Source organism: Glutamicibacter nicotianae (assembly GCF_006539525.1).
In the GTDB taxonomy this organism is placed as follows: Bacteria; Actinomycetota; Actinomycetes; order Actinomycetales; family Micrococcaceae; genus Glutamicibacter; species Glutamicibacter nicotianae.
Map to the genome: position 1 here is coordinate 248,859 of NZ_BJNE01000002.1, position 25,679 is coordinate 274,537.

Annotated in this window: 24 protein-coding genes; 8 read left to right on the plus strand and 16 right to left on the minus strand. The window is 60.9% G+C overall.

What is annotated here, in order from left to right; all coding sequences use genetic code 11:
• Positions 1-212 precede the first annotated feature (212 nt).
• The 5 genes from ANI01nite_RS03910 (at position 213) to ANI01nite_RS03930 (ending at position 5,569) form a co-directional block, all read left to right on the plus strand.
• Positions 213-1,271, plus strand: coding sequence for a nucleoside hydrolase (locus ANI01nite_RS03910; protein ID WP_141356182.1), 1,059 nt, complete (start codon positions 213-215; stop codon positions 1,269-1,271).
• 116 nt (positions 1,272-1,387) lie between these two features.
• Positions 1,388-2,194 carry an ECF transporter S component gene (locus ANI01nite_RS03915; protein ID WP_133834776.1) on the plus strand — a complete coding sequence of 269 codons (807 nt, stop codon included), beginning with the start codon at positions 1,388-1,390 and terminating at the stop codon, positions 2,192-2,194.
• Positions 2,195-2,201: 7 nt separating this feature from the next.
• Complete coding sequence (locus ANI01nite_RS03920; protein WP_141356184.1) at positions 2,202-2,960, plus strand: energy-coupling factor transporter transmembrane component T family protein; 759 nt, start codon at positions 2,202-2,204, stop codon at positions 2,958-2,960.
• Entirely contained in the window at positions 2,957-4,354 is a 1,398-nt protein-coding gene (locus tag ANI01nite_RS03925) for an ABC transporter ATP-binding protein (RefSeq protein ID WP_141356186.1), read from the plus strand. Before ANI01nite_RS03920 ends, ANI01nite_RS03925 begins: the two co-directional genes overlap by 4 nt.
• Positions 4,355-4,495: 141 nt before the next feature.
• Positions 4,496-5,569 (plus strand): alkene reductase, encoded by a 1,074-nt coding sequence (locus tag ANI01nite_RS03930; RefSeq protein WP_141356188.1) that lies wholly within the window; start codon positions 4,496-4,498, stop codon positions 5,567-5,569.
• Between the two features lie 351 nt (positions 5,570-5,920).
• Here the strand turns inward: ANI01nite_RS03930 and ANI01nite_RS03935 are convergent, their stop codons facing one another.
• From ANI01nite_RS03935 to ANI01nite_RS03970, 8 genes are all read right to left on the minus strand, one after another.
• Positions 5,921-6,769, minus strand: a complete 849-nt coding sequence (locus ANI01nite_RS03935) for a hypothetical protein (RefSeq protein WP_141356190.1) — start codon at positions 6,767-6,769, stop codon at positions 5,921-5,923.
• A 246-nt stretch (positions 6,770-7,015) separates the two neighbouring features.
• Positions 7,016-7,855 carry a transporter substrate-binding domain-containing protein gene (locus ANI01nite_RS03940; protein WP_141356192.1) on the minus strand — a complete coding sequence of 280 codons (840 nt, stop codon included), beginning with the start codon at positions 7,853-7,855 and terminating at the stop codon, positions 7,016-7,018.
• A gap of 68 nt (positions 7,856-7,923) precedes the next feature.
• A complete protein-coding gene (locus ANI01nite_RS03945; RefSeq protein WP_141356194.1) occupies positions 7,924-9,462 on the minus strand; it encodes an ABC transporter ATP-binding protein in 1,539 nt (512 codons plus the stop codon).
• Positions 9,455-10,306, minus strand: coding sequence for an ABC transporter permease (locus tag ANI01nite_RS03950; protein WP_223308807.1), 852 nt, complete (start codon positions 10,304-10,306; stop codon positions 9,455-9,457). The genes ANI01nite_RS03945 and ANI01nite_RS03950 overlap by 8 nt, the downstream gene beginning before the upstream one ends.
• Positions 10,299-11,252 carry an ABC transporter permease gene (locus ANI01nite_RS03955; protein ID WP_255314394.1) on the minus strand — a complete coding sequence of 318 codons (954 nt, stop codon included), beginning with the start codon at positions 11,250-11,252 and terminating at the stop codon, positions 10,299-10,301. Before ANI01nite_RS03955 ends, ANI01nite_RS03950 begins: the two co-directional genes overlap by 8 nt.
• Before the next feature lies 1 nt (position 11,253).
• Positions 11,254-12,798: an ABC transporter substrate-binding protein gene (locus ANI01nite_RS03960; protein ID WP_141356198.1), complete on the minus strand. Its 1,545-nt coding sequence runs from the start codon at positions 12,796-12,798 to the stop codon at positions 11,254-11,256.
• Between the two features lie 216 nt (positions 12,799-13,014).
• Positions 13,015-14,298 carry an MFS transporter gene (locus ANI01nite_RS03965; RefSeq protein ID WP_141356200.1) on the minus strand — a complete coding sequence of 428 codons (1,284 nt, stop codon included), beginning with the start codon at positions 14,296-14,298 and terminating at the stop codon, positions 13,015-13,017.
• A gap of 74 nt (positions 14,299-14,372) precedes the next feature.
• Complete coding sequence (locus ANI01nite_RS03970) at positions 14,373-14,975, minus strand: very short patch repair endonuclease (protein ID WP_307723199.1); 603 nt, start codon at positions 14,973-14,975, stop codon at positions 14,373-14,375.
• Between the two features lie 117 nt (positions 14,976-15,092).
• Between ANI01nite_RS03970 and ANI01nite_RS03975 the strand changes: the two genes are divergently transcribed.
• Positions 15,093-16,154, plus strand: coding sequence for a 2,3-butanediol dehydrogenase (locus tag ANI01nite_RS03975; RefSeq protein WP_141356202.1), 1,062 nt, complete (start codon positions 15,093-15,095; stop codon positions 16,152-16,154).
• 60 nt (positions 16,155-16,214) lie between these two features.
• On the opposite strand, the gene ANI01nite_RS03980 is transcribed toward ANI01nite_RS03975, so the two are convergent.
• The 6 genes from ANI01nite_RS03980 to ANI01nite_RS04005 form a co-directional block, all read right to left on the minus strand.
• Entirely contained in the window at positions 16,215-16,889 is a 675-nt protein-coding gene (locus tag ANI01nite_RS03980) for a hypothetical protein (protein WP_141356204.1), read from the minus strand.
• The gene (locus tag ANI01nite_RS03985; protein WP_066142563.1) at positions 16,886-17,296 is read right to left on the minus strand and encodes a DUF4383 domain-containing protein; all 411 of its coding nucleotides are present in this window, start codon (positions 17,294-17,296) and stop codon (positions 16,886-16,888) included. Before ANI01nite_RS03985 ends, ANI01nite_RS03980 begins: the two co-directional genes overlap by 4 nt.
• Positions 17,297-17,618: 322 nt before the next feature.
• Positions 17,619-19,001: a cryptochrome/photolyase family protein gene (locus ANI01nite_RS03990; RefSeq protein ID WP_174787665.1), complete on the minus strand. Its 1,383-nt coding sequence runs from the start codon at positions 18,999-19,001 to the stop codon at positions 17,619-17,621.
• A gap of 156 nt (positions 19,002-19,157) precedes the next feature.
• Entirely contained in the window at positions 19,158-19,736 is a 579-nt protein-coding gene (locus ANI01nite_RS03995; RefSeq protein ID WP_141356206.1) for a DUF3618 domain-containing protein, read from the minus strand.
• Positions 19,733-20,152: a phage holin family protein gene (locus tag ANI01nite_RS04000; protein WP_141356208.1), complete on the minus strand. Its 420-nt coding sequence runs from the start codon at positions 20,150-20,152 to the stop codon at positions 19,733-19,735. Before ANI01nite_RS04000 ends, ANI01nite_RS03995 begins: the two co-directional genes overlap by 4 nt.
• Positions 20,153-20,161: 9 nt before the next feature.
• Positions 20,162-21,034, minus strand: coding sequence for a hypothetical protein (locus tag ANI01nite_RS04005; RefSeq protein WP_141356210.1), 873 nt, complete (start codon positions 21,032-21,034; stop codon positions 20,162-20,164).
• 431 nt (positions 21,035-21,465) lie between these two features.
• Here ANI01nite_RS04005 and ANI01nite_RS04010 point away from each other — a divergent pair, with 431 nt between their 5' ends.
• The gene (locus ANI01nite_RS04010) at positions 21,466-22,842 is read left to right on the plus strand and encodes an NAD-dependent succinate-semialdehyde dehydrogenase (RefSeq protein WP_141356211.1); all 1,377 of its coding nucleotides are present in this window, start codon (positions 21,466-21,468) and stop codon (positions 22,840-22,842) included.
• Between the two features lie 145 nt (positions 22,843-22,987).
• Here ANI01nite_RS04010 and ANI01nite_RS04015 read toward each other — a convergent pair whose 3' ends face one another.
• Positions 22,988-23,311 carry a hypothetical protein gene (locus ANI01nite_RS04015; protein ID WP_255314396.1) on the minus strand — a complete coding sequence of 108 codons (324 nt, stop codon included), beginning with the start codon at positions 23,309-23,311 and terminating at the stop codon, positions 22,988-22,990.
• Between the two features lie 609 nt (positions 23,312-23,920).
• Between ANI01nite_RS04015 and ANI01nite_RS04020 the strand changes: the two genes are divergently transcribed.
• A complete protein-coding gene (locus tag ANI01nite_RS04020) occupies positions 23,921-25,000 on the plus strand; it encodes a carboxylate-amine ligase (RefSeq protein WP_141356215.1) in 1,080 nt (359 codons plus the stop codon).
• Between the two features lie 105 nt (positions 25,001-25,105).
• Here ANI01nite_RS04020 and bcp read toward each other — a convergent pair whose 3' ends face one another.
• Positions 25,106-25,582 carry a thioredoxin-dependent thiol peroxidase gene (gene bcp, locus ANI01nite_RS04025; RefSeq protein WP_141356217.1) on the minus strand — a complete coding sequence of 159 codons (477 nt, stop codon included), beginning with the start codon at positions 25,580-25,582 and terminating at the stop codon, positions 25,106-25,108.
• Between the last annotated feature and the right edge of the window lie 97 nt (positions 25,583-25,679).

Consider the following 25,679-nt stretch of genomic DNA (forward strand, 5'->3'; position numbering starts at 1 on the left):
GATTATCGTTTGGATACGAATGACAACGTTTTGTTATTGAACATCTATCCAAAACTTCAGGACTCAGTTTCCATGCAGGCCAGCGTGGGGAAGTATTGTCTCGGTAACTGAACGTGTGAACGTAGGTGCCTGCCGAATGGTCGCATATTCAGAGTTAGAGATGGCGCTAGATAAGACAGAATGAAAAGCGGGAGATGCTTGGAGGATAAACCGTGGATCATGTAAGACTTCTGGCCGATTGCGACACCGGCATAGATGATGCCTTGGCGCTGGCGTACCTCTGCTCGCTCGACCATGTCTGGATAGAGGCTGTCACAAGCACCCCGGGCAATGTCGATGTTGAGCAGGTTGCTGCCAACAATCGTGCGTTGCTTGCGTTCTGCGGAAAACTGGACATCCCAGTGCTCATTGGTGCGCGCGAACCTCTGGAGATTCCTTTGGTGACAACGCCGGAAACTCATGGTCCGCAAGGCGTGGGCTACGCGACTCTTCCAGATCCAATGTCCCCAGAGCCAATGGATCTCGATGCCGTCGATTATTGGATCGAAACCGCACGCGAAAACCCAGGCGAAGTGACTGTCCTCCTGACTGCGCCCCTGACCAACTTCGCTCTGGCACTTCGCCGCGAACCTCGTCTTCCCTGGTTGCTGCGCAAGGTAGTGATCATGGGTGGTACCTTCTACTACCAAGGCAACACCACACCCACCGCAGAGTGGAACACCCATGTGGACCCGCACGCCGCCAAGGAAGTCTTTTCTGCGTACACTGCTGCTGCTGAACAAGGACTCGATTCCTCGAAGCTGCCGATTGTCTGCTCTCTGGACACTACGGAGCGCTTTGAGATGCAGCCCGCCTTCCTGACCAAGCTCTCCATTGAAGCTGGATGCGCTGAACCGGAAATAGTCCAGGCTAGCGACCCCGAAGGGACGTTGAGCAAGTCATCGAATCCGCTGGTGCGCTATCTCTCCGATGCCCTACGGTTCTACTTCGAATTCCACCGGCAATACGACCAGGGCTACATCGCCCACGTGCACGACTTCTTTGCCGCTGGTGTTGCCGCCGGGACGCTGGATTACGAGACCCGCCCCGCAACGGTGGACGTTGAGACAGAATCGCAATTGTTCTTCGGTACCACCGTGGCTGACTTCCGCGGGCTGTGGGGCAAGCCGGCGAATGCCCACGTGGTTGTGTCAAACGACCCCGAAGCAGGGTTCGCCGAGCTGGTCCAGCGTCTTGGTGCGCTGGCAACGAAACTCAACGAGAATTCCTGAGTACAGGCAGGTGGGCTAGAATCGTCTACCGGGTCGAGGTGACATAGACCCGCCATTCGCGCGTTGCGGGAGCAATCCTGCGCGCAATTAACTCGTATCCCCAGGATTGCCTCATCATGTCACCGAATCTTCTTTTGCCTGAAGCATCAGCAGCCCAGCTCCTGCGGCGCAGGGTGCTCGGCGCAGCTGGAACCCTGCTGCTCGTTGGAACCTACCTGTTCCTGGTCATTACCCAACCCACGGGAATCGTCGAAGGCCTGGGCCAGGGTGTCGCCTTGGCAACTTTTGCCGCCTACCTGATCGCTGCCGTCCTGCTGCTGCTCGCAGTCCTGCCGGACTTGCCGGTCTCCGCCTTGACGCTGATCCCAGTCGCACTGGCACTGAACATCATCCTCGGCCAATTCGTCGGGTCCGTCATGGTCCCGCTCTACCTGGACTCCATCGGCACCGTGCTGGTGGGCTTCCTGGCCGGACGCCGTGCCGGCGCCGCCACCGGTGTGCTCAGCACGCTGATCTGGTCGCTATTTGCACCGACCGTCTTGCCGTTCGCCGCGGGAGCCGCGCTGGTTGGCTTCCTCGCGGGAACCGCCGCTCGCTACGGAGCTTTGCGCCGCCCCTACCTTGCCCCAATTGCAGGCTTGGTTGCCGGTGTACTGGTTGGCGTGGTGTCCTCCCCGGTGGCTGCCTTTGTCTACGGCGGCACCTCGGGAGTCGGTACCGGCGCAGTAGTGGCGGCCTTCCGCTCCATGGGTGATTCACTGCTTTCCGCGGTTACCAAGCAGGCCCTGATCTCCGACCCAGGGGACAAGGCAATTGTCTTCCTCATCGCAGCGCTGCTGGTCTTCGCCTTGCCGAAACGCCTGAGCGGTTCCTTCGAATTCATCCGCCGCTACAAGGTGCTGGGCAAGAGCGGAAACAAGTAGACTACCAATGAAGCGCCGCATCACCCAGTTGCATCCGTTTACCGTGCTTTGCCTGGCCGTGTTCACGGTCGCGGTGGCTACGGCTGCCAGCGTCTGGTGGCTGAGCTGCGCGGTGATAGTGATGTGCCTGGCCATTGGCGCGGTGGCGGGCAAGGCCCGCAAGCTCGCGGCGCTCAGTGGTGCCATCATGCTTCCAACCCTGCTGTCCTTGCTGATGATCCATGGACTGGCGTCCCGGGATTCTTCCCCGGTAATTGCTGCCTGGGGACCAATCAGCCTGACGCGTGGGGGAGCAGAGGTTGCCATGATGTTGGCGCTGCGTACCGCCGTGCTGGTGGTGGTTGGCTTGCTGTGCGGTTTGCTCATCGATAAGCACCAACTGGTGGCAGCCATTGATTTGTCTCCGGCTCCACCGCAGGCGGGTTACCTGCTTGCATCCACGCTGTTTCTGCTTCCGCAGATGATGGAAAAGCAGCATGCCATCGGCGAAGCCCAAGCCTTGAGGAAGGCAGGAACCGGCCGTGGCTTGGCCGGGTGGCTGCAGCGCCTGAGGCTGCGCGCTGTGCCGCTGGTACTTTCCTCGGTGCAGGATGCCCATGACCGTTCGGTTCATCTGGCGGCACGCGGTTTTCCAGCCCGCGGCGAGCACAGCAGATTGCGCCAGGTCGCAGATTCGCAAATACAGCGAGGAGTCCGCTGGGTTGCCCTGCTGTGTTCGGTGCTGGTGCCGGCAGCGATTCTGGTGCCATTCGGAGGTGCCGCATGATGGACATGGAACACCGTGCACCTGTCGAAAGCACATCGGCGCTGCACCTCAGGCTGGGAAGCTTCCGCTACGCAGACGCGGATCACGATACCTTGCGCGCAATCGAACTGGAATTATCGCCGGGGTCCCTGACGGTCATTTCCGGCGACTCTGGATCCGGGAAATCCACATTTGGCGGGGTACTCGCCGGTATGCTCCCGCGACAGGGCGCCGACAGCTGTGAGGGAACATTTATCCTGGCGGGGCAACGGATCGATTATTCTCCGGAGCATTCGCCACGAATCGACGTAGCCGGCTGGGCCAGGCATCTGGGATTGCTGCCCCAGGATGCTGGTCTCTACCTTTCGAGGATTCGCCAGACGGTTGCAGAAGAGCTGGTCTTCGCGAGGGAGAACGAAGGAATGCCCCGCAAAGAGATGACAGAGCTCATCACCGAGTTTTCCACGCGGCTGTCCCTGGAACATCTGCTGGAACGCGACCCATCCAAGCTCTCGGGAGGTCAGGAACGCCTGGTCGCATTAACCGCACTATCCGCCGCTAACCCCTCCATCATTGTGCTCGATGAACCGTTGGCCGGGTTGGATTCCACGGCAACTGCAACAGTGACCGCAATGATCACGCGGCTGCGCGCCGCGGGCACCGCGCTTGTGGTGCTGACTCGGACAACTGAAGCATGGGAAGCCGAAGCGGAGACCCTGTTGACCTTGGCGGACGGAACCTTGCGGCCTGCAACCAGAACAGCTAGAACCGCAGCGTCGAGTTCCAAGCCGAGTGGATTCGCAGCCGCAGCAGCATCTGAAAAGCCTCTGCTGGCCTTTGCCGGAGTGCAACTCGGATACAAGGGTGCCAGTGCCCCGGTCATCTCCGACCTCGATCTCGAAGTCCGTGCAGGAGAATGCGTGGGGCTTGCCGGTGCCAACGGAACAGGCAAGACTACACTGCTAAAAGCCGCCGCGGGCCTGCTCAAGCCAATTGCCGGCAAGTTGCGGGTGACAGCCGAATCCGGAATGCTCCTGCAAAATCCGTCGGACCAGCTCTTCGAGCGAACGGTAACTCGTGAGATTGCCTTTGGCCTTCCCAAAAAGGGACTCCAACGCGCCCGGGTCCCACGAATTCTTGAGCAACTGGGTTTGGCATCCTGTGCCCAGACCCATCCTTATGAGCTGCCGGCATCGGCCCGACGGCTTGTTGCCTTGGCTACCGTGCTGGTGCGCGAACCACGGCTGCTGCTTCTTGATGAACCAACCGAGGCGCTGGATCCGGCGGGGCTTCAAATCTTGAACGAGGTCATCGATTCGGTGCTTGAACGCGGGGGAGCGGTGCTGTTCTCTTCCCATGATGAGCGATTCATCGCGCGTACTGCCCATCGGGTGCACAGAATGCCGCGACAATAGCCGGGAAATAGCTCCTTGGGCCTTGTTCCACAGACAGCCTTGGCAGTTAGCCAGCTCATATTTCTTGCTGAACTGGAATAGGCCCACCGAAAGCTTAGTTGGACTATGCAAGTACAAATTCCACTTCAGGAGTCTTATCCCATGGATCTGTTTTCCCCTCTCGCCCTCGGCGACCTCAAGCTGTCCAACCGCTTGGTCATGGCACCGCTCACCCGTTCCCGTTCGGGCAAGGACGGCGTGCCCAACGCAGATGTAGTCGAGTATTACCGCCAGCGCGCGTCCCTGGGCCTGATTGTCAGCGAGGGCACCTACCCGAGCTTTGCCGGCCAGGGATTTGTCCGCCAGCCGGGCCTAGTCACCGAGGAACAGATTGCCGGCTGGAAGAAGGTCACCGACGCGGTGCACGCCGAAGGCGGCCTCATCGTCGCCCAGGTCATGCACGCTGGCCGCGTCACCCACCCGGAAACCACCGGTGTCGGCTACGTCGAAGCACCCAGTGCCATCGCGGTTGAAGGCGAGTCGCGCACCTACACCGGAAAGCACGCCTACCCGGTTCCCCACGCGCTGGCCGCCGATGAGTTGCCAAGGATCATCGAGGAATTCGTCGCCGCCTCGCGCAACGCAATCGCCGCCGGATTCGACGGCGTGGAGCTTCACGGTGCCAACGGCTACCTGCTGCACGAGTTCCTGGCACCTTCGGCCAATACCCGCACCGATAGCTACGGTGGGTCACCTGAAAACCGTGCACGCTTTGTCATTGACGTGGTGACCGCGGTTGCCAACGCCATTGGCGCCGGGAAGACCGGCCTGCGCATTTCGCCGGAACACAATGTCCAGGGTGCGGTGGAAAACGATCGTGCGGATGTGCTGGCCACCTACACAGCGCTGGTCCAGGGCATCGCGCCACTGGGCTTGGCTAACCTGAGCATTCTGCACCATGATCCGTCCGGTGAATTGGTCCAGTCGCTGCGCAAGTCCTTCGGCGGCCCGGTGCTGCTGAACACCGGCTTCGCTGAAATCACCACCTATGAGGAAGCCGCACGCGTGGCTGCCGAAGGCTGGGGCGAAGCGGTGGTCGTCGGACGCCCTGCGATTGCCAACCCGGATCTGGTGCGCCGCTGGAAGGAACAGTTGCCGCTGAACGAACCGGATTTCGCGACCTTCTACACGGAAGGTCCAAAGGGCTACATCGACTACCCATTCTGGGAGAACTGATTTCTGGGTCTGCCGGCACTGCATAGACCAAGCCGCCTTTACCCTCACATTTTCATGACTGGATGTTGATGGCTTTGTCCAATAAGTCGCGGGTGTAGTAACTAAGGGGAGGAAAGGTCTGTGGAATTATTATCCTCGACGGTGCCGTGCGGAGGGTTTCTTTGCACGGGCTTTCCGGCCAGTTTGGGAGCCACGCGCCGAGGATAGACGAGGAGTTAGCATATCCTTCTCAACGACTCGGATTGCCCTCAGTTGAGATTCAGTAGGATGGAGGTCGCGGAGCGTTTTAAAAAGAGCACCATCAACTATGACATTCTCAGCATATACTTCAGGTCCCATCTGAATCCCCCTCTAATCCAAAGCATAGTCCGGTTCCAATATTTGTGCGAGTAAAGCTGCCGCGGGCACCGCAAGCCTTTCCTCTTTGTCTCGACCGCCCAACAATGATTGCGTAATTGAGATGTTTTCCCGGTTGGGGATGTCGATCGCAAGTACTCCTAGGATCTTACGAGAACTTGCCGACAGAATAGGGGTAGCCAAGCTTTCGTAGTACTTGCCCGCCATCTCTCGGAGTTCGTCATCAGTGAATCCAAATCTGTCTTCGTCGCTGAGCGAAGAGAAGATCTGGTCCTCGGGAGCACACTTGTTGCGTAGGGACTGTGACAACGCGACCCAGTCGCAATGAACTGTTGTCCTTTTTTGGGCCGCTGCTCCTATGGCACCTTTTCCCTGAGTCCATTTAATGATGGAACGTGGAGGAAAATCGTCGAGTCGGTATCTCTCCAGAAGGTTTAGTTTGAAACCTTCCTTTGTTTTCTTGTACCTGAATACAGATGCCCCGAGATAGACGATATTGACGCCTGTGCTTTCGCTCAGGGTTTTAAGGGAAGCAAGGAGTACTCGTTGAATATCTTTTCTTAGCGCTTCGTCCCGCCTGGTTCGTTTTGCTTTAACAATGGCCATGCTTCCGTCAACTGCAACAATGACGGCTACTGCAATCGCCGAGATGATTGAAGCGATTATCCAGTGTTCTTGTGGGATGCCCAGTAAAGCCGGCATCAGAGGAACAGGGTCTGTTGAGGTCGGAGGCTTGTACTCAAGCAAAGGCTTGTCGGGTATTTTGGAAATTCCGAGTGTGATTCCAGCAATCAGGCCTGCAACGATTTTCAGGATGTCCCAACAGAGTCTAAAATTCTTCATCAGGCTCCAAAAAATTATCAGTTTTGCTAAAAAACGAAGAGCTCAAGAGTTATTTCCTTGGCCATGCCCCAATGGAATTATAAGCTAAATATTCTGAAAAGGGCATCTACTAGGCAAGTCTTCTCAGCAGCTGTCCTTTGTGAATCCATTTGTCTTTTATGAGGTTAAATTATTGGACGCGCATGGTGAATTGTGCTGGACGGTTCCCTCGGGCCGCTGGCTTATTGTCATGTTCTAGCTTCGAACCTACCCAAACCACGGCTTCTCGGCGGCGGCGAGCGTCCCGTCGTTCTTGGCCATGTTCAGCCACTGGTTCACGTACTCCTGGAACTCGTCATCACCCAGCGGCAGCAGGTAGGCCTTCTGGGAGAAGTTGAACGGCTTGTCCGGGTGCACTGCGCACAGCTCGGGATGCTCATTGGCCACCCACCGGGTTTCGGAGGCATCGGTGGTCATCACATCCGCCCGTCCGGCAATGATCTCATCGAAGATCTTGTTGTTGTCCTCGAAGCGGATGATTTCCCCGTCGGGATAATTCGAGTCTGCGAATTTCTCGTTGGTGCCGCCGATCGGGGTGATGGAACGGACCCCGGGCTGGTTGATTTCCTTGATCGTGTCGTACTTCTCCACGTTCTCGCACAGGGTGATTGGCGTCTTGCCCTCGTCCAGTGTGGCTTCGCTGTAGTAGGCCTGCTGGGCACGTTCCATGGAAATGGAAACACCACCCACTGCGATATCGCACTTGGAGAGGAAGTCCGGCATCAAGTCCTTCCATGAGGTCTGGATGAACTCGGGTTCGACGCCCATGGACTCGGCAAGATCCTTGGCCATCGTGATGTCGATTCCCGACCATTCCCCGGATTCGGGGTCGAGGTAGGTGAACGGCCGGTAATCGCCGGTGGTGCAGACCTTCAGCGTTCCGGCTTCAATTACGCTGGCCAGCCGGGTGCTGTCGGAAGCTGGCTTCTGGTCGTCGCCGGATTCCGGGGCTGGAGCCGAACAGCCTGAAAGGAACAACACAGCGCATAGGCCCAGCAACGGCAACCGGCGGGTGATGGACGGATTCTTCAGCGATTTGTCGGTCATAGTCCATCAATCTATAAGCCGTCCGAATCAGGGCACAAGACTTCCGGGTTTTCTTGCGGAAGCGGAAATCAGCTGGCGGAAGGAACCGCAGCGGTGATGTCCAGCGCGGCCACGAGGTCCTTGCTGTGCTGGTGTTCCGGGTCAGCCAGGAAATCGTCGAGGGGGCGATGTTCCACCAGCTCGCCCTCGTAGAACACTGCCACGTCATCACTCACATAGCGGATCACGTCCATGTCGTGGGAGATGACCACGAGGCTCAGCCCCATTTGCTCGCGCAAATCAAGCAGCAGGTCCAGGATGTGGCGCTGGGCTACCGAATCCAGTGCCGAGGTGGATTCATCGCAGATCAAAACCTGCGGCTCGGTCAGCAGCGCACGTGCGATAGCCAGTCGCTGGAGCTGGCCGCCTGAACACTGGCCCGGCCTGCGATCCAGCAATTGCTCGGGCAATCCCACCTGGGCCATGGCTTGCGCCATGCGCTCGCCGGCCTGGATTGCCGGCAGCCGGTGCACCGCCGCGCTCATCGAAGTGCGGATGGTAAGCCGGGGATCGAAGGAGGAATACGGTTCCTGGGCAATGACCTGCACCCGGGTTGCTTCGCCATTATGGTGCGCATGAATGATCCGACCGGTGGTTGGCTGTTCCAACCCGGCCAGCAGCCTGGCAAAGGTGCTCTTGCCGGAACCTGAGCGGCCCACCACACCCAGGACCTGGCCACCGTGCAGGCGCAAGCTCGTGGGGTTCAATGCTGCCGAGCCTTTTGCGCGGCGCGTATAGTTCTTGCCCGCGTCCACCGCCTCGAGCAAGCATGCCGAATCCGTCGCACGGAGCGTGCGCAGAGGAGGCAAGCTGGCTTCGACCAGCTCGCGTGTCTTGGAGTGGCGGTCCTTGGAGAAGATCAGCGCGGTAGGGCACTGGTCCACAATCTGACCGTCGCTGACTACTACAACGCGATCCGCGATGTGCTGGATGCTGGCGATGTCATGGGTAACGAACAGGACGCCTACGCCGCGCTCCTGCTGCTTGCGGCGCAGCAATTGCAGCACCTCGGACTTGAGGATCGAATCCAAAGATGATGTCGGTTCATCGGCCAGGATGAACTCCGGATCAGCGGCTAGGGCGATGGCAAGCATGGCGCGCTGGGCCATCCCGCCGGAGAGCTGGTCCGGGCGTTTGCCGGCAATCTGCTTGGCGGGAGACAGGCCTACTTCCTCGAGCAAGGACAGTACCCGATCCTCATGCTGGCGGGCTTTGCCCCAGCCGTGGGCTCCCAAGGCCTCGAGCAGGTGCGCGCGGATGGTCAACAGCGGGTTCATCACGCGCTTAGGCTGTTGGAACAGCATGCTGATGCGTCGTCCGCGCACCGAGTCCATGGCTTTTTCGTCCAGCTGGTCAAGGCGCTGGCCATCAAGCAGGATCTTCCCCTCTACACGCAGCTGCTGGGGCAGCAGGCCGATAATCGCCTTGGTGAGCAGCGTCTTGCCGGAACCGGAACGCCCTACCACCGCCACCAGTTCGCCGGCTCTCAAGGCGCCACGTGCCTCGGAAAGCAACCGCTGATCGCCGGAGCTGACCGAGAGATCAATGAATTCAAGTTCTCTAGTCATGGATTTCCGCCTTGGCCTCGGTAGCAAGCACGTCCTGCCCGCCCAGCACGTGGGTGATGCGATTGCCCAGCAGGGTAACGCAGAAGCTGACCAGGAAGATGGCTGCGCCCGGTGCAATCATGCCCCACGGGGAGCGGATCGCATGAGGCTGGGCCTCGGCCAGCATCGAACCCCAGTCGGACTGCGGCGGCTGGACCCCGATGCCCAGATAGGACAATGAGCCGAGCAATACGAGCAACAGGCCGAAGCGCAAAGCGGCCTGGGCCAGCACCGGACCCGCGACGAAGGGCAGGACATGATGGCGCAGGATGAACCAGCGTGAAGCGCCCACATGCTTGGAGGCCTCGACATGGTGGGTGCTCAATGCCTGGGCCGCCATGGAGCGCACCAACCGTGCCGTGGGGGTCCATGCCACGACGCCCACGGAAAGCACCATGGTGGAGAATCCGGGACCCATGACCGCGATGATCAGCAGCGCAATCACGATTTCGGGCAACGCGAGCAGCAAGTCGTTCACGCGCAGGAAGAGCTCATCCAGCCAGCCGCCGCGCACCGCGCTGAGCAGGCCCAGTGCGGTGCCCACCAGCAGCGAGAACAGCGTGGTGATCAGTGCTACCGATAGCGAGAACCGGCCACCATGCAGCACCCGGCTCAAGGTGTCGCGGCCCAGGGCATCGGTGCCCAGCAAATGGGCCAGGCTGGGTGCCTGCAACCGGTCCGCCAGGCTCTGGGCGTTGGGATCATAAGGGGAAATCCACGGCGCGGCGATGGTCAGGATGACCACTGCCAGCAATATGAACGCGGGAGGGGAAAGCAGGATTTCCCTGGAATGATTCCTAGCCATGCCGTACACCAATCCTCACATTGGGGTCACTGATCTTGTGCACCAGGTCAACGATTCCGGTCACCACCACGGCACAGGCCACGACAACCACCACGCCGCCCTGGGCTACCGGGATATCAGCATCAACGATGGAGTCGAAAATCAGCCTGCCCATGCCGGGAATGGCAAAGATGACTTCCACGATGACCGACCCGCCCAGCAACCCGGCAAACCAGACACCGACCATGGTCCACAATGGCAGCAGTCCGTGTGGAACCACATGGCGAACCAAAGCCTGGGTGCTGCTCAGCCCGCGGGCACGAGCCGCCAGCACATGTTCAGAGTCCAGAGCCTGGCACACCCCCGAGCGCACCGCGACGGTGAAGAAGCTGATGGGGCGCAAGGCCAGAATGAAGACCGGGAGCACCAACGAGGCAGGGGAATCGAACCCGGCCGAGGGCAGCAGCGAGAAGCGCACCGCGAAGAGCAGCACCAGCAGCGGAGCCAGCGCGTATTCAGGGATCGCAATGAGCGCATGGGTGATGGAGGTGATGAGCCTATCTGGCCATTGCCCGGCGCGGGTTGCCGAAGCGACGCCCAAAAGGATGGAGGCCACTATGGCCACCAGCAGGGCGCTGCCGGCCAAGGATAGGGTGACGCCAATGGCCGGGAGCACCTGGTCGGCTACCGGGGTACCACTGATATGCGAGATGCCCATGTCTCCGGTGGCGAACCGGCCCAGCCACCTTCCGAATTGCACCAGCATCGGGTCATGCAGGCCGAATTGCTCTGCGTAGGCCTGCACCGTTGCCTCATCGGCGGCCCCAATGTCCATGCGGGCGCGCAGCAAGGAGCGCACGGGATCCCCGGGGGAAACAAAGGGGACCAGGAATACCACGAAGGACGAAAGCAGGACTGATGCGCCGAGTCCAAGGACTCGGCGCACCATGGTGGCTAGAGGAGACACGCTAGCTGGTCTTCGCCAGATCCTTAGTCAGCACGTAGCGGGTCAGCGGGTCCTGGACATAGCCCTGGACCTTGGCTCCCACGGCGTCGATAGCCTGCTCGTTGACCAGCCAGACGTTCGCGGCGTCTTCGGCGAGGATATCGCCTGCCTTGCGGTACAGGTCGTGGCGCTTGGTTTCATCCTTCTCCACCAGTGCCTGGCCGACCAGCTTGTCATAGTCCTCGTTGCAGTAGTGGCTCAGGTTGTAGCCGCCCTCGCAGGTGTAGTCGGACTGCAGGAAGCCGATCGGGTCGGCGATGTCGATCATCCGGTTGCGCTGGCTGAGGATCATGTCGTACTTGCCTGCCAGCACATCGGGCTCCGCGGCGCCGTAGGACTTGGTCACTACGTTGGCCTGCAAGCCGATCTGCTTGAACTGCTCCTGGATGATGGCGCCTACCCCGGCGAACTCCGCGCGTTCGGTGATCGCAATGATTTCCAGCGGCTTCTCCTGCTTGTATCCCGAGGCTTCCACCAGCTTCTTGGCTTCCACGAGATTCACCTGCGGTACGGCCAGGTCAGGGTTGGCCCAAGGCTCGCTCGGGGCAAAGGGGCCGGTGGCAGGCTGCGCAGCGCCCTCGTAGATGCTCGCGGCCATGGCCGGCAGGTCCAAGGCCATGGTGGCGGCCTTGCGCAGCTCCGGGTTGTCGAATGGAGCGCGCGAGTTGTTCAGGTACAGGGTCGAGGTGCGAGGAGAATCGGCCTTGAGCACGCTGATCTTGTCATCGGCCTCCAGGGTAGCCAGGCTGGTGGCCGGGATGGACATCGAGATGTCCGCTTCGACCGTCTGCACCTGGGTGGCACGGGTGGCGCCTTCGGTGATGTAGCGGATTTCTCCGCCAGCCAGCTTCACTTCGCCGTCCCAGTAATTCTCATTGCGGTCCAAGGTCAGGGACTGCCCGGCTTTTTCGGAGACCGGGGCGAAAGGCCCGGTGCAATGATGCATCGGATCGATGCCCTTGCCGGTGTACGCGGCAGGGGAGAGCACACCTGCGTTCACGCTGGCCATGCGGTAGGGCAGCAGCGGATCCGCGCCGGGGGTGGTGACCCGCACGGTATCAGCGTCGAGGGCTTCGACCTTCTTGATGGTCTTGGGGTTCACCGCACGGGCCGGTGCGGTCGCCTTGAGCACATGGTTGAGTGAAGCGGCTACGGCCTTGGCATCCATGATGGTGCCATCTTGGAATTCCACGTTCTTGCGCAGCTCGAAGTCCCATTCGGTGTCCGAGGACTGCTTCCAGGAGGTAGCGAGCATCGGTTCGACGGTTTTGGTTCCCTGGTCGTATTTGGCCAGGGTTTCCAGGCAGCCGGCGATGGAGAGCACGTAGGCGTCGTCGCTTTCCAGCGCCCAATTGGAGACCGGGGCACGGAAGTTGGCCACGACTACCCGGGCCTCCGGGTCCGCTGCTTTCTCCGGAGCGGAGCTGGCGGAGGTGGAGCTGCAGGCGGCCAGCGCGAGGGCAAGGGCCGCGAATCCTGCGGCAGCGCTCAATCGTCCAAGTTTCATGGAAATCCTTCGGCATTACGTGATGGATTGGCATCTAATGCAATAGTGCCTTGGTAAGCGTACCCTAATTAGCGGCCTTGTCTTGCTGATAATTACCCCGCTTGAAAACCGGAAGGAAAGCACCCGTGCAGCGTTCTGTAAGAGTTGAAGCTGAGTAGTGCAAAGTTGGGGTGCCGTATGGAAATTTTTCGCAGATTAGGCGTCATGTGTCGCAGTTCATGCACCCTGGGCAAGGACACCTGAGCGTCGCACGAGTAATGCGGCGAGCCAAGCAGCAAGGCCCAAGGGGAGCATGAGGAAAAGCCAAGGCAGGAAGCCGGGGATGAGATCCTGGCCGGCCTGCGCCAGCAGCCACCCGACCAGCATGTTCCCCACCAGCACAGCCAGGCCGCCGCAGCTGGCGAGCAGGCCGAAGTAGGATCCAGTGGCGCGGTGCCCGGCGAATTTTGGAACCAACGACAAGGCCGTGGGATGCACGCTCATATGCCCCAAAGCCAGCAGAGTGACTGCGCACAGAATGCGGATCGGACCAGTCTGCTCGCCGAAGGCAGAGGCCGGGAGGAACGCCAGCACGCCAAATCCCAAAGCGCTCGAGAAGTACCCGCAACGCAGGGTCGCCGCCGCGCCGATCCGTGCAGCGATCCAGGCGACGGGCAATTGCAAGCCCAAGGTCAGTACAGAGATCCAAGCGAATACCAGTCCCAGCCACTGGGTGGGCATGCCAGTGCGTTGCAATTCCAGGGGAATGGCCAAATAGAGCTGGTTGTATGCCAGCAAGTCCGAGGCATGCAAGGCGCAGAACGCCACGAACTTCCGGTCCGCAAGACAGCGCCGCAGGCTGCCGGACTGGTGCTTCGGCTGTGCAGGGCTTTCCGAGCGATCGCGCGAATAACTTTCCGGGGCGGGACGGCGCAAGGCTGCAGCGAGGAACAATCCGATGGCGATGAAGAACAGCGCCCCGAAGCCTGCAACTGTTGCGAACCCCCAGCCCCACAGTGCAGCCCCGACCAGCGGTCCGGTCACGGCGCCGATCTCTCCGGTAATGCTCAGCCAGGCAAAGAGGGAGGCCCGTTTGGCTCCTGTGGCCTGGCCCCTGTCGCGCGCGGTCTGGGCCGCGCCCACCAGGATGCTCAGGCCCGGGGAGAAGAGTGCTCCGCCGAATCCGGTGAGCAATGTGCCGAGGATAAATAGCCAGAGCTGCGGGTCGCCCAAGGACAGCGAGGCCGCCAGTGTGGAGAACCCTGCGGCGCGTACGGCGCAACCAATGAGAATCATGCGCCGGGCGCCGAAGCGATCGGCCAGGCTGCCTCCGGCCAGGAAGAGCCCTTGCTGGGCGAAGGTCCGGACACCCAGGATCAGGCCCACCGCGGTACCTGCCAGCAGGAAGTCGTTGGCTAGCACTACAGCAAGGAAAGGAACCACAGCGTAGAAACCGATATTGAACAGCGTCTGTGTTCCCAGGAGCACCGGGACTTCGAAGCGGGGGGTGCTGGATTTCATGGACCTCGGGGAACGTGTTGGTTCGGCTAACCGCTAGCGGCGGCCTCGATATCGGCAGGGTGGACTCTCCGATCTTAGCCAACGCCGGTGCCCTGGGGCGGATCCTGCGCGGTGGCGCCGCGCTGTGCGATGCGGACGGGGCCGAGGAAGCTTGCTGCCCTGCGCAGGACGTCATCCATAGTTTTCAGTTCGCACTCCCAGAGCGTCAGCGATTCCCAGCCAAGTGCTTCGAGGTCCCTGCGGTTGCGTTGGTCCCGGGCGATATTGGCATCCAGCTTGGGATTCCAATAGCCGGTATTGGAAGCGGGGCGGCGCTGGCCAACCGGGCAGTCGTGGCCGTGCCAGAAGCAGCCATTGACGAAGATCGCCTTGCGCCGGGCACTGAAGACCAAGTCCGGTGATCCGGGGAGCTTACCGCCCCGCAACGGGATCCCGGGATGCAAAGAGCGCAGCCGGGCAACTTGCTGTGCAGGCAGGATGCCGTGCACGCGGTAACGGTACCCGGCGGCGTGCAGCAATCGGCGCAAGGCCAGTTCCGGCCCGGTGTTCTTGCTGGAAATGCGCGACATGAGCCGCGAACGCTGCGCCGCCGACATGATGTCCATAGTCCATTGTGCGCCGCTAACCAGGCCGTGCGTTGCTGGCTGGGCATTGACTGGATGGCTTGCTGAGGCCATCGGGTGAAACCTCTTGCAACGGTTCTCAAATCCTGGCGGCCGCAGTAGCTTGGGTGCTGGAAGCACCGATCGGCATTGGGCCGGTCGGGAACAGGCAGGAAGATTCGAGGGGGAGCCATGCGAGCAGCACGATACTACGACCAGAAGGACATCCGGATCGAAGACATCGATGAGCCGGTGCTGAAGCCCGGAACGGTGGCCATCGATGTTGCCTGGTGCGGCATCTGCGGCACCGATCTGCACGAGTACCTGGAGGGCCCGATCTTCATCCCGCCGGCCGGGCATCCGCACCCGATCTCGGGGGAGAGCGCGCCGGTGACCATGGGCCATGAGTTCTCCGGAACCATTACCGCCCTGGGCGAGGGCGTCACCGGCCTCGAAGTCGGCGAGAACGTCGTGGTGGAACCCTACATCATCCACGAGGATGTGGACACCGGCGAAGGCCAGCAGTACCAGCTCTCCCGGGACATGAACTTCATCGGCCTGGGCGGCCGCGGCGGCGGGCTATCGGAGAAAATCGTCGTGGAACGCCGCTGGGTGCATCCCATCGGCAAGATCCCACTGGATGAAGCCGCGCTGATCGAGCCGCTGTCGGTGGCCCACCACGCCTTCGTGCGCTCGGGCGCCCAGGCCGGGCAGGTGGCCATCGTGGGCGGGGCCGGCCCGATCGGCTTGCTGACCGCAGCAGTGCTCAAGGCGAAGGGGCTGACGGTCTACATCTCGGAGCTCTCCGAGGCCCGCAAGGCCAAGGCGCGGGAAACCGGGGTGGCCGACGAGGTTTTCGATCCCAGGGATGGGGACGTGGCCGAGAAGGTGCGCGAAGCTACCGGTGGCCGTGGTGCGGATGCCGGATTCGAGTGCTCCTCGGTCCCGGCGGTGCTGGACATGCTCCTGGAAGCGGTGGCTCCTGGCGGGGTGATCGTCAACGTCTCGATCTGGGGGCATAAGCCTGAAGTGGACATGCCCAAGCTGGTGCTGAAGGAGATCGACCTGCGAGGCACCATTGGCTACGCCAATGACCATCCGGACACCATTGCATTGGTGCAAAGCGGCAAGCTGGATCTGGCACCGTTCATCACCGGGCGCATCGGACTTGATGAGCTTATTTCCGAAGGCTTCGACCAGCTGATCAACAACAACGAGGAACACGTGAAGATCATCGTTGATCCGCGGGCCTAGCCAGCAATCCTCGGCTATGGGGGGCCAGTAGGATACCTGGCACTGGCCCCCGGGCTGCGGCTAGTGGTGGTGCTCTGCCTGTTTCATCTTTTGAATGATTCCCGGGTCGATGTCTCCCGAATGATGAATGCCGTGCTCGGAATGAGGTACCGCCAGTTCTCCGGCGGACGAGGCCGCCAACCCCAAACTGGCAACCGCCGCAACCGCAACTGAACTGGCAAACATGCCTCCGAGGACAACTAGGCTGCTGGACCGCACTGCCCGGTGCGGAAGGTTCTTCCGCCGCTTGCGCTGCCACATGAAGACCGCCAGCACCGACAGTTCAAGCAACAGCGAGGATGCAATGGTGAGATCCAGATTTTTCGCTCCCTCCGGGAACCCCCAAAGACCAGCAGCAATGCTGGCCAAATGCACGGAGGAGACGAGCGCCAGGCAGGAAATGGCGAGGTTCACGGCAGGGGCCGCTGCCTTCAGCAGGCTGGCCACGGCGTAGACCAGCGCCATGCCTGCCCACACCGCGGATGCTATCGCGCCGAGCCACGCCCACCATGGTGCCGGGGCGGACCCGATCCCGAACGTCGATGCCAAGCTGGCGGAGGAAGCCACGGCCAGCGCCGCGACTCCTAGACCAGCGATCCCGGCATAGAGGCCGCCGAAGGCAACGGAGCCCGCAACTGCATCTCGCCCTTGCGTGGCAGGTTCGGTGGCAGGCTCCATGGCCTCGTGGGAAATCATGATCGTGCGGTATGGGCTGCTGGCGTCCGGTCCTGGGACAGCCCTACCGACAGCAGGAGAATCGCGCTGGCTAGGTGCAGGACGTTATCCGCACCGTTCAGGGCAATGATGTTCAACGCTGTCGAGGCCAAGAAGAGGCCGAGGATGCCAACCAGGAGGTAGACGGCGCCCACCGTGGTGTTGGTGAGCTTGGAAGCACGCACGGATCCGAGCCCAGCGATGAGCAGTGCAGCGCCGATGGCCAGGTGGATCACGTTGTGAAGTGGGTTGACCTCGAAAATGATCAGCTTCCCGCCCTCTGTTGCGAAGAAGTCCACGCCGGCAGTGACAAGGAACCCGAGCAGGCCGACAAGGAGGTACACGGCCCCGAAAATTGTTGCGAGCAAGCGGTTAGGCGAAGTGCGCATTGCAATCAGTCCTTCCTGGGACACGGATTCTATTCCGCGTCGAGTTCTGCGGGTTCCGGGAGGAGCCCTGTAATGGTTCTTCGGAGGAGGATGGAAGGCGGATTGGTCTTGGTTGGACTTATTTGCAGGCATCGGAGGCACGCAAGTGAGCGGGTAGGCGTTTTCGCATTGGTGTTCGGTTGAGGATGCTCTGGATCCCTCGGCAAGGAAGCTGATGCGTTGAGACAGCGAGCCGAAGATGCGTTGGGCCGAAACATCGAATAGCAGTTGAAGATCATCTGGATCAGCGGGCTTCATCTTCCCGCTGCCAGACGCTTCGCGACTATGAGATGAGTTTCATCTGCTCGTAAGCATCCAATGCAGCCTGCCGCGATTGCTTCAGGTCCACAATGGGCTCCGCGGCCAGCGGCGCGTATCGAGCCACATAGCTTCCCTGGGGATCGAATTTCTTGGCCTGCAGTTCCGGGTTGAAGACCCGGAAATATGGGGAAGCGTCGGCTCCGCTGCCGGCGACCCATTGCCAATTGGCCGAATTGCTGGCGAGATCCGCATCAACCAGGGTGTCCCAGAACCACCGCTCGCCGACCTTCCAATGCACTTGCAGGTTCTTGACCAGCAGGCTGGCTGCCACCATCCGCACCCGGTTATGCATCCAGCCGGTCTGCCAGAGCTGCTGCATGCCGGCATCGACCAGCCCGAAGCCGGTGCGCCCCTTCTGCCAGAGCCGCACCTGTTCGGCGGCGTGCGGGTCCTGCTCAGGCCAGGCCCAGTCGAAGTGGTCGAACTGCGCACGCAGATTCCGCTCCGGAAGTTGCGGGTGATGGTAGTACAGGTGCCAGCAGAAGTCCCGCCAGGCCAGTTGGCGCCGCATTGCGGTGGCTCCTGCTGCAGCTTTGGGATTTTCGGCGGCAAGGCGGCCTAGGGCATCCCACATCTCGGGCGCACTCAGATGTCCCCAGCGCAGAGCAGGGGACAAAGCCGAGGTGCCGTCCAGATCGGGGCGGTCATGGTGCTCCGCGTAGCCTCCGGCGATTGATTCCAGCACCTGCTCCAGGCGCTGGCGGGCAGGCGCTTCTCCGGGTCCCCATTGCGCGGCGAGTCCGTCAATCCAGTCCAAAGCCGGCAACAATCCCAAGCTCTCCAACTCGTCGCTGGCGGGAAGATTAGTGTCCGGGAGAGGTTCTTGTGCCTGTGGCGCGGGCAACGGAGGACGGATCTCGTCGTCGCGCAACGCATTATAGAAGGGCGTGAAGACCTTGTAGCCGGTGTCGTTCTTGGTAAGCAGCTCCCAAGGCTCATGCAGGAGCGTCCCGCTGTAGCTGTGGGCGTGGACGCCTCGGGCCTGCAGGTCCTGCTTGATCTGCATGTCGACGGCGCGTTCAGCGTGGCCGTAGCGGCGGTTCCAGTGCACTGCCTGCACACTGCCTTCGTGCACGAGTTCGCCGATGATCCCGGCGGCCGGGCCTTGGCGCAGGATGAGCGGGATTTTCAATTGCCCAAGCGATATGCGAAGGTCCGCCAGCGCGTGGTGCAGCCACCATTTGGCCGCGCCGCCCAGCGGGCGGATGCCGGCAGATTTCTGGTCCAGGACATACACCGCGATCACCGGACCGGAGGAAAGAGCGGCATTCAACGCTGGGTGGTCGCTGGTGCGCAGATCATCGCGGAACCAAACCAGCTGGGTAGGCAAGGCCGAATGAGTCATTTGGAATTCTCCATGGAACCATTCTAGTGTTTATTTAGCTTGGCTAGCTAAATTATGGTGGATGGTCCGTCTAGCTCGGCGGCTACCGGGCATAGCGAAAGGCTGGTGGTTCCAATCAGTGATTGCACGCACCAGCCTCTTACCGCTACCCGGGGATCAGGAGCCGTTATTCATGCCCTTGGCCGTGTCCTTTGCTTCGCTTTGCAAATGCTCGGCTTCGGAGCTGGCTTCGGATTTTACGGTCTCCACGGATTCCTGGGCGGAATCCCGCAGGTCCTCGGCGGCCTGTCGCGCAGGCTCCCGAAGGTCTTCGGCAATCTGCTTCGCCGCATCCTTGGCCTCTGCGGCCAGCGGTTCTGCCTTGTCCTTGACCCGCTGGACCAGCTCGGCTTCTTTCTGGGTCCCCGGAAGCAGCGACGAGGCCAGCAATCCTGCCCCGAAGGCGATGATTCCGGCGGCCAGCGGATTGCCCTTGGTCTGCTCCACCACCCTGTGCGGTGCCTCCCTGACGGCTTCCGCGGCGTCTTCACTGTAGTGGTGCAGCTGGTCACTCGTTGATTCACCGGTTCCCATGACGGAGTCCTTCACCTTCCTGAATGAGTCCTTGACCTTTTCGGATTGTCGGTGGGCAATGTGGCTGGGACTGACCCTGTCGGCAATCGCATCCACATCCTGTTGCATGTCGCCTCGTGTCTGGGCGATTTCCGCGCGGAGTTCTTCTGAATTCTTGCTCATGGTGCATCATCCTTCGGAGTAAAAGCTGACGGAATCCTCTTGACTGTCTCGGCCGTATTAGGCAGTCCCTTGATCTCTTGCATCTTCTTCTTGGCTGCGCTAGCCAAGACCAGACCGATCACCGCCCAGAGGGCGGCGACCACCAAGGCCGAGAAGCCATAGCCAATCCAGAGCGCCAATCCGAAGAAAGCCGCAACGGAAAGGAACAGCAAGACGAAATGGCCGGCAACACCGGCACCGGCATACATTCCCGCGCCCTTGCCGGCGGAGCTGGCCGACTCCTTCAACTCCGTCTTTGCCAGCTCGATCTCTTGGCGAACCAGCAGCGATACGTTCTGGGTCAGGTCATTGAACAGGGCGCCGAGGGAACTACGTTCATGTTCTGCGGAATCGGGATCTGGCGTCGTGTGAGTCATCGAATGCTCCTAGCGGTAGTCGGTGCTGCGCGGATCCCCAGGAGGGTAGGAGCGCAGCGGGTCCACATCCACCGAATCGGCATGCAGCGGGTTGCCTGCCGAATCCACGCGGGTGGTTCCCTGGAAGGACGGGTCAACCCGCACCGGACCTGGCCCGTCACCGGACGCGGCGTTCGGTGCGCTGGTGGTGCCGGGGCGCGGTTGCTGGTCGCGGTGCCCTGTGCCTTCCTTCGGCTCGCTGGCATTCCGGGTCATGCGTCCTGCCAGCAGGCCGGCGCCCAGCGCCAGCCCCAAGAAGGCGGCGGGGCGTTTGCGTGCAAAGCCCTTGACCTCATCCAGCAAGTCGTGCGGCTCGCGCTGTTCGAGCCAATCGGCGGCCTGGCCGCTGTGATGTGAAGCCCGGTCCACCAGCATGGACGCGGTTCCGCTCGCGCTGGACTGGTCCAGCATGGCGCGGAACTCATCGCTGATGTCGCGCAGGTTGGCCGCGACCTTCCGCTGCTGCGCGGAGGTCTGCTCCTTCAGGTCGGAGCCGAGTTCATCCCACAGGTGGGTGGCCTGGTCCTTGGCCTGCTCAGCGAGCATCGAGGCTTCCTGCTTGGCGCTGTCAAGCACGTGGGTGGCGGATTCCTGGCCCTCGCGCGCCAGATCCTGGGCTGCCTGCGCTTTGCCCGACGTACTGCCGCTTCCTGCGGACTGCAGGTCACCGGAATCATGCGCGTCGGCCGGTACCGGTTCGACAGTGCCCGACGGGAACAGGTCCGTTTGCGGCTCGGTCAACGGATCCGGATCGTTCAAGTCGTGGCGGATGGTTCCGGGTTGCGGGGTGCTGCGCTGGTCATCGGGGAATGGATTCGAACTGGTGTGATCGTTGGTGCTCATGTCTTCCCTTCCTCTGCTGCTGTCGTCAGCTGCGGGTGGCGCGGCGGGTGGCCGCGCATCCGGCTCCGCAGTCCGTGCGGAGCGCTGCTGGTTGCATACGACGCTAGGCAAGAGCGCGCCGCAGGTCACGGATCGCGGCCAATCCGCAGGAAGCATTCAGGTTCGATGGCGAGAGCTCGGAGCTTCCAGGAAAGCAGGAGGCAAGCGAGTAGGATCGAGCCGGATCCCGAGCGTCCAGCGCATCACCCGGCGCAGCTGCGAGGAGTCCAGCAGCACTGCAATCCTTGCTGCCGGCCCAGTCTGCGACTTTGGAGGAACAGCGGCAGTTTCCGCGGCGAACACGCCAATAGCCGAAGAGTCCGGGGAATTGGCGACGGGAGCTGGAAGACTGGGCGCTAAGTGTCCAAATAGCGAATCGTCGAAGGAGCACCATGTCCACTTATGCTGTTACCAACCCTGCCACCGGCGTCGTCGAGGCAACCTACCCGACCGCCACCGATGAGCAAATCCAGGAAGCCATGGCCAAGGCGCACCACGCCTACACCCAGTGGTCGGTCTCGGCGCTGGAGGAGCGCGTTGCCCTGCTCGAACGCGTGGCCGACATCTACGAGGCACGAGCCGAGGAACTGGCAGCGATCATCACCCGCGAAATGGGCAAGCCCATCAAGCAGGCGCTGGGCGAAATCGGCATCGTGGCGGCAATCTACCGCTACTACGCCAAGAACGGCCCGAAGTACCTGGAGGATGAGGAGCTGGAAATCGCCTCCGGCGGCACGGCGCTGGTGCGCAAGGAAGCAGTGGGCGCGCTGCTGGGCATCATGCCGTGGAACTTCCCGTACTACCAGGTGGCCCGCTTTGCCGGACCGAACCTGATGAACGGCAACACTATCCTGCTCAAGCACGCTCCGCAGTGCCCGGAGTCGGCGCTTGTAATGGAAGAGATCTTCCGCGAAGCCGGTGCGCCCCAGGGCGCGTACGTGAACATCTTTGCCACCAATGAGCAGGTCGCGGACATGATCGCGGACCGCCGGGTGCAGGGCGTCTCGCTGACCGGTTCGGAGCGTGCCGGCGCTGCCGTGGCGGAAATTGCCGGACGCAACCTGAAGAAGGTCGTGCTGGAACTCGGCGGCTCGGATCCATTCATGGTGTTCGAGGATGCAGACGTGGCCCGCACCGCCAAGCTGGGCATGCGTGCTCGATTCGGCAACACCGGGCAGGCCTGCAATGCCGCCAAGCGCTTCATCGTCGACTCCTCGGTCTACGAGGATTTCTCCAAAGCCCTGGTGGAGCAGGTCTCCGGGATCACTGTGGGTGACCCATCCCAGCCAGAGAACTTCCTCGGCCCGCTGTCTTCGGCCGCGGCCCGGGACGGACTGGCCGCCCAGGTGCAGGATGCCATCGACAAGGGTGCCCAGGTGCTGGCCGGCGGCAAGCCGATCCAGGGCGATGGCGCATTCTACGAACCGACCGTGCTGGCCGGGGTGACTCCCGAGATGCGCGCGTTCTCCGAAGAGCTCTTCGGTCCGGTCGCCGTGCTCTACAAGGTGGACGGCGAAGAGGAAGCCGTGGCCCTGGCCAACAGCACCGACTACGGGCTGGGAGCTTCCATCCACACGCAGGACATGGAACGCGCGCAGCGCGTGTCACTGCAGCTGCAAAGCGGCATGGTGGCCATCAATGAGCCATCCGCTTCCTACCCTGAGCTGCCTTTCGGGGGAGTGAAGCGCTCGGGCATCGGGCGTGAGCTGGGCAAGTACGGCATGGATGAATTCATCAACCACAAGCTGGTGAAGATCGCCGGCCGCTAGCCGTCCGCAAAACGAGAACGGTCCTGCCTTCCGTAAATCGGAGGGCAGGACCGTTCTCGTTTTGGCGCCTTAGGCTGCAATCGGTGCCTAGCGGTATGGCGCAAGCCGGCCATTCCCGGCGGGCGTACGTCGCGCAGTTCGGAATTTATCTGCGCAGCATTGTCATTTGCACCTGTTCTTTCGGTGTGAAGTCCGGAAGGGCGTTTGCAACAGCAGTGTGCGCCCAGTACCGGACTCGGAACTCCAGCATGCCGTGTTCCTCGGCTAGCTCGAAAAGAGAGCAGATCGGGTGGTGCGCCGGAGTTTCTTCAACTATTTCGAGAGCATCATTTGGTGGCGAGACGTGAATGAAACGAAGCCGCTCACCCTGGTCGTCGAGTATTGCCACCAGCACAGGGCAATTGTGAACGGAAACGAGACCCATGACATCGTCAACCGGCTCGTTGATTTGTCCAATGATCACCGGCATTCCCTGGATCCATCCATGCTCGCTCAGATGGGAGCGTCCCTCTCGGGATCCCAGAAGTTCCGCGACACGTTCAGCAGTTTTCGACCTGACATTGGTACTACCTCCACTTTGTTCGTAACTTTCGAGTTATCCCCATAAGTCACGCCACTTCGCAAATTGCGGGTTGGCTTGCTGGCAGGGCATAGTTCGCCGTCAATGAGAAGCGGAGTGTGCTTCAAGCGTAAGGTATTTGGCTTGGGCGTGGGCGGGAATCAATCCGTACCCAGCCTATTGCCAGCTCGAGTTTCCCTACTAGTCAGTAGCTGGTTCGCAGGTTCCGCAATATCATCCGAACTTCGCCGGATTCATGCGGGCGAGGACACTGCAGCGCATCAATTCCACATCCGGACCTGTTTCAGCCTTCGTGTTCGATTCATGTCGGATTGATGGGAGGTCCATGGGAATCCCTGCCGCAACCGGGTGCATCCAAGCCATGCGAACTAGTGTTTCAAAAGCCGCACGCGCAATGGCGCAAACAACTGATGCGGGTGGTCCTGCGGCGACCTGGAAATTCAACGCTGGCCAGTTGCTAGCTTGGCGCCCAAGCAAACCCATTCCGGGAGGCATGAGATGAGTACCTTTGGCATTGAAGAAGAATTCTTCATGTTTGACGCAGAAACAGGATTGCCTGCCAGCGTGGATCAGGAGCCGTTCCGGCAGGCACTGGATTCGCAACGCGACGGGGAAGTGCAAAATGAGTTTCTAGCTTGCCAAGTTGAACACGCGAGTTCCATCTGCGAAGACCGGGACCAGGCGTTGCACGAGTTGGGAAGCTTTCGCAGGGCCCTGGTAAGCAAAGCGGCCTCTAGCGGTCTGCTGGTCGCGGGCATAGGTTCGGCGCCCATGATTCCCCAGCAGCGTCCGGCATTTACCGATAACGCAAGGTATCAGGAAATCGGCAAATTCATTTCAGGAATAGCTGCCGAGCACTACATGTGCGGTTTGCACGTCCATGTCTCGGTCCCTGATCCGGAAGCCGGCGTTCGTGCACTGAATTTCTTGCGCGGCTGGCTGCCCCTTCTTTGCGCATTAGGCGCGAATTCACCATATTGGCGAGGCGTCGACAGCAGCTTCTCATCGTGGAGAACCATTCATTACCGGAAGTGGTCTGTCCAGGGAATCCCGCCATACTTTGCAGATTTCCGGGACTATGAGTCGCGTCTTGCGCGCATCAACGGCACCGCTGCTGTACCCGACCCCGGGCATATCGGATGGTCCGCACGGCTGTCGGAAAAGTATCCCACAGTCGAAATTCGTGTCGCCGATTCGCAGCTCAGAGCGCAAGATTCGGTTTTGCTTGCCGTGCTGCTGCGGGGGCTTGTCGAAACTGCCGTGGCCGGTGAATTCGAAGCTGTCGAGTATCTTCCCGAAGTCCTGGATCTGTCATTGTGGCAAGCGGCCAAGAATGGAATCACCGGAGAGCAAGTGGATACGGAAACCGGCGCACCGATTGCGGTGAAAGAGCTGGCTCGCAGGCTGCTGCGTACTGCCGAGGACGCACTGCGAGCTCATGGGGACTACGACTTCGCCGTGATTTCCCTGAGAAATATGCTGGAGACGGGCAATGGCGCGGTCCGGCAGCGAGCTGCATTCGACCGTGGTGCTTTCATGCATCTTTTGGCCAACGCCCATGCCGAAATGCAGATATAGCTTGACGGTCCCAGCGCGGGCTGCAGAGCACAGCCGGGGCCAGACGAAGCTGGCCCCGGCTGAAGCATCACTACTGGCGCAGGAAAGAACCGGATGTGAAATCCTCTAGATTCCCAGCGAGTCACGGAGTCGGGCTACATGTCCCGTGGCATCCACCGAATATTCGATTTGCTGGATGCTGCCATCTTCATTGATGACTGCAGTGGAGCGCAAAGTGCCCACGATCGTTTTTCCACCGATGGTCTTTTCGCCGTAAGAGCCGTAGGCTGTCGCAACTTCATTTCCAGGATCGGAGAGGAGCGGGAAGTTCAGCGATTCGTCGTTGGCGAAGGCTGCCAGCTCTTCCGGTGCGTCCGGGGAGATGCCCAGTACGGAGTATCCTGCCGCTTGCAACGAATTGAGGCTGTCGCGGAAATCGCAGGCCTCGGTGGTGCAGCCTGGAGTTGCGGCCTTGGGGTAGAAATAGACGATAACCTTCTGACCTGAATAGTCGGAGAGGGAAACTGTTTCCCCCTTGGCGTCCTGCAAGGAGAAGTCCGGAGCTGCCTGGCCTGCGGCTAGGGGAGAAGACTGGATGGACATGGATTCCACTTTCGTATAGTGATATTTTCTTTCCATTCTAAGTCCATGATTGCCCAGATGCCAGAGGAGTCGGTGATTTTGCCGCGAGTTGCATCGC